This window comes from Chitinophaga sp. (assembly GCF_035564935.1).
GTDB lineage: Bacteria > Bacteroidota > Bacteroidia > Chitinophagales > Chitinophagaceae > Chitinophaga.
The window spans coordinates 1-4,729 of the sequence record NZ_DATMTE010000595.1 but is presented as its reverse complement, the minus strand read 5'-3'; the positions used below and the strand labels follow the sequence as shown (position 1 = coordinate 4,729).

Below are 4,729 nucleotides of genomic sequence, written 5' to 3'. Positions count from 1 at the left end.
AATGAGGATTTGCGCTTTTATCTGAAAGACAATCTAAAAGAGCAGTATCATGTTGAGGAAGCTGTCAATGGAAGGGAAGGCTGGGAAAAAATAAAACGGTTAAATCCCGATCTTGTGGTAAGCGATATTATGATGCCTTTGATGGATGGAGTTGAATTGGCTGGAAGAATTAAGTCGGAAATGCTCACTGCACATATCCCTGTTATTTTACTTACGGCTATAGGCAGTGAGGAGAAACAACTGGAAGGATTGAAAGCCGGCGCTAATGATTACATTACAAAGCCTTTCACCTTTGAAATCCTGGCCTCCCGCATTAATAACCTGCTGGCGCAGCAGCAGCTATTGAAGAAAAGATTTAAGAAGCAGATTGAGGTCAATCCGGAAGAGGTGACCATAACGCCTGTAGACGAAAAATTCCTGAAGCAGGCAATGGAAATAATTGAAAATCAAATGGATAACCCTGATTTTTCGGTAGATGAATTTAGCAGGGAGATGTTCATGAGCCGGGTAACCCTGTATAGAAAGATCAATTCCCTCACCGGCAAATCGCCATTGGATTTTATCCGGTCCATCCGTTTGAAAAGAGCTGCTCAATTATTAGATAAAAGTGGAATGTCTATAGCAGAAGTAGCCTACCAGGTAGGGTTTAATAATCCCAAAGTATTTCGTAAACTTTTTAAGGAAGACTTCGGGATAACACCTTCAGAATACGCGGCAAATCTTAAAAAGAAAACTCCTTAATCATCTTCTTATCGGGGTATCGGCAGTAATATGCGTCCATTTGTAACATTTGAGCCCTGTAGTTGAATCATTCGGCCCCCTGTCTTCTTGTAGTGCGGCAGTAGCTTTACAGCAACTAATCCACGTATATGAAATTGCGATTGTTGCTGCCAGGTCTGCTGATGCTTATATTTATAAATAAGCTGGTAGCTGTGCCACCTTCTTATATTACTTTCCCGGACGGAGTGATGATTTTTACGGATTCTGTTAATACAGGTTCTTCTCATGCCGTTAAACTTGAGGTGATAGCAGATAATATTATAAGGGTAATTGCGGCGCCGGGTAGAGAAATAGCACCCCGAAACAGCCTGGTCACTGTTTATGAAAAGAAGCCCGGGCTTACCTGGGATATCATTCCGTCTAAGGATAATCTGGTACTCAGGACCAAAAAGTTAGTAGCCACAGTAAACCGTAAAACCGGGGCTGTTACTTTTACAGACCTGTCAGGTAAAAGAATATTAGCTGAAAAACAGCCATTGGGAAGAAATTTTCAGTCGGCCGTATTTGATGGCAAACGATATTATACGCTTACACAAACATTTCAGGCTACAGCCGGAGAGGCATGGTATGGACTTGGTCAGCATCAGGACGGTATTATGAATTACCGGGGGCAGCAGGTCATCTTCTTTCAGAATAATACAGAGGTAGCCGTTCCTTTTTTGATCTCCAATAAAAACTATGGTATCCTGTGGGATAACTACTCCCTGACCAGGGTAGGGGATATCAGGCCGCTTCATCCACTTTCTTCCATGCAGATATTTTCAAAAGAAGGTGAAGCGGGATGGCTTACCGCCACCTATGCCAACGATTTCCACAAGCCGCAGGAGGTAAGTATTCAAAGGGCTGAGGCCAGTATTAATATGGAGTTCCTGGGAGAGTCAAAGATCCGGCTGCCACGGGAGTTTACACCTGCCACCGGTATGGTTACCTGGGAAGGTGTGCTTTCCAGTAACCTGGAGGGTATTCATCAATTCAGGTTTGTTTATGGCGGCTCCCTGAAAGTATGGCTGAACGGAAAATTGGTGCTGGATCGATGGAGGAAAGCATGGAACCCGGCTTCTGCATTAATTCCATGGGATTTCGCAAAGGGGGCAAAGGTACCTGTGAAAATTGTATGGATACCGGAAGGAGGCGAATCCTATCTCTCTTTAAAATGGCAGGAGCCATTGAGCGAAGAACAACAGAACAGTTTTGGTTTTTGCTCTGAAGCTGGTAAACAGGTTGATTATTATTTTGTGTATGGTAATAACATGGATGAGGTCATTTCCGGTTACAGAACGCTTACCGGTAAAGCGCCTATTGTACCAAAATGGGCACTGGGCTTCTGGCAAAGCAGGGAGAGATACAAAACGCAGGAAGAAATAGTTGCTACTGTAGATGAATTTCGGAAAAGGAAAATCCCCATTGATAACATCGTGCTCGACTGGAGCTATTGGAAGGAAGCCGAATGGGGCAGCCAGGAATTTGATGAAAAACGTTTCCCGTCTCCCGATAGTATGATTGATGTGTTGCATAAAAAATACAACACCCAAATCATGATATCGGTGTGGCCGAAGTTTTATGATGGGATATCCAGCTATAAAGAATTTGATAAAAACGGATGGCTTTACAAAAGAAACATAGCGGATCAGCAAAGAGATTGGATAGGCAAGGGATATGTTTCCACTTTTTACGATGCTTTCAATAAATCTGCCAGGAAAGGATTCTGGGAGCTGATCAATAAGAAAATTTATAGCAAAGGCATTGACGCATGGTGGATGGATGCCAGTGAGCCGGACATCCTTTCTAATGTAAGCCCGGAAAGAAGAAAGCTCCAGATGACGCCAACAGCTTTAGGCAGTGCAGCAGAGTTTCTGAATGCCTATCCCCTGCAAAATGCAAAAGGAATTTATGAAGGGCAACGTTTCTCTGATCCTGATAAAAGGGTTTTCCTGTTAACACGTTCCGGTTTTGCAGGCTCGCAACGTTATGCCGCAGCCATTTGGAGCGGGGATATTGGTTCTACCTGGGTGGATATGAAAGCGCAAATAGCGGCAGGCATTAACTTCTCTATGTCCGGGCTTCCCTATTGGACCATGGATATAGGTGGTTTTGTGGTGCCCGGGAGGTTTGAAAAACCGGATAGCGAAAGCCTGGAAGAGTGGAGAGAGTTGATGACCCGCTGGTCACAGTTTGGTGCATTTGTTCCTTTGTTCCGTTCGCATGGGCAGTTCCCCTACCGCGAGGTATTTAACACTGCACCGGAGGATCATCCCGCTTACAAAAGCTTCCTCTATTATGATAAGCTACGTTATCGCTTACTTCCCTATATCTATTCGCTGGCAGGATGGGCATATCATGATGACTATACCATCATGCGCGGTCTCGCCATGGATTTTCCAAAAGATACCGCAGTATTAAACATCCCGGACCAATATATGTTTGGCCCCGCTATCCTGGTAAACCCGGTTTACGAGTACAGACAAACCGGGCGCAGGCTGTATTTGCCTGAGTGTGCCGGGTGGTATGATCTTTATTCAGGAAAATGGTACGCAGGCGGGCAAAAAATTACTGCCGCTGCCCCTTATGAACGCATGCCCTTATTTGTGAAAGCCGGATCTATACTTCCCTTCGGCCCTGAATTACAGTACACCGCCGAAAAACAAACGGATACTGTCACCCTAAACATTTATACCGGCGCCGACGCATCTTTTAATCTTTATGAAGATGAGGGAACCAATTACAATTATGAAAAGGGCGCTTTTTCTATCATCCCGGTAAAGTATAACGAAGGAACAGCAACAGTTACTATAGGCGACCGAAAAGGTTCATATAATAATATGGTATCCAAAAGAATATTCCGTATTAATGTGATAACGCCAAATAAAGCCACACGACTGGATTTTGATGCAACATGCGATAAAGAAATAGTTTATGAAGGGAAATCTATAACTATAAAAAAGTAGCCAATTTTAAATTCACACGTATGAACTCAGCCAGAATTATTCGCTTGCGAATATTATTGCTATGTGGTATTATTTTACTGTTTGCCCATAGTAAAAACACTTTTGCTCAAACTGCGAAAGTAAGTGGAACAATAACCAGCCAGGCTACTGCTTCGCCGGTGTCGGGAGCGTCGGTTACCGTAAAAAGTACGCATGTCTCCACCGTTGCCGATGAAGCCGGCAAGTTTACCATTGCGGCTTCCGTTGGCGATGTACTTGTAATTTCTTCGGTTGGTTTTATTCAAAAAGAGGTAAAAGTTACATCATCCGAATTGAAAATTCAATTGCAGGATGCCGAAACCCAATTAGAAAACGTGGTGGTGATTGGATACGGGGTACAGAAGAAAAAGCTCGTAACAGGCGCTAATATACAGGTGAAGGGCGCCGATATTCAGAAACAGAATACGACCAATGCATTACAGGCATTACAGGGACAAGCTCCCGGCGTACAAATTACTACTTATTCAGGACAGCCGGGATCAGGCATGAATGTTATTATTCGTGGTAAGGGTACGGTGGGTAATTTTTCCCCGTTATATATTGTTGATGGTGTTCAAACAGGTGATATTTCCTACCTTAACCCCGCCGATATTGAATCTATCGATATCCTGAAAGATGCTGCATCAGCAGCTATTTATGGCTCCCAGGCTGCCAATGGAGTTGTCCTGGTTACCACAAGGACCGGGAAAACCAACCAGAAACCACAGGTAACCCTGGATGTTTTCTATGGCGTACAACAGGTGCCGCGTAAAGCAAAATTACTGAATGCAAAAGAGTATGCTACCATCATCAATGAAGCAGCTGTTAATTCAGGTAAGGCGCCGTACTTCAGCGATGATGTAGTTAACAATCTGCCCGTTAATACTAACTGGATGGACCAGATGTTTAAAAGTAATGTGCCTACTCAGAACTACGTATTAGGCGTACAGGGAGGAGGCGCCAATTCAGCTTACTCCTTATCCATG

At 43.9% G+C, this 4,729-nt stretch carries 3 protein-coding genes; all 3 read left to right on the top strand.

Going from position 1 to position 4,729, the window contains the following annotated elements:
* Positions 1-741: response regulator transcription factor (locus tag VN105_RS15090; protein ID WP_325642309.1), on the top strand; the 741-nt coding region annotated here is incomplete at its 5' end.
* Between the two features lie 128 nt (positions 742-869).
* Complete coding sequence (locus VN105_RS15085; RefSeq protein WP_325642307.1) at positions 870-3,725, top strand: TIM-barrel domain-containing protein; 2,856 nt, start codon at positions 870-872, stop codon at positions 3,723-3,725.
* 20 nt (positions 3,726-3,745) lie between these two features.
* Positions 3,746-4,729 (top strand): TonB-dependent receptor plug domain-containing protein (locus tag VN105_RS15080; RefSeq protein ID WP_325642305.1); only part of this gene is annotated, 984 nt, incomplete at its 3' end.

What these genes read in the sequence shown, in the direction of transcription:
- VN105_RS15085 (WP_325642307.1), top strand. Translation starts at nt 870, where the DNA reads ATGAAATTGCGATTGTTGCTGCCAGGTCTGCTGATGCTTATATTTATA.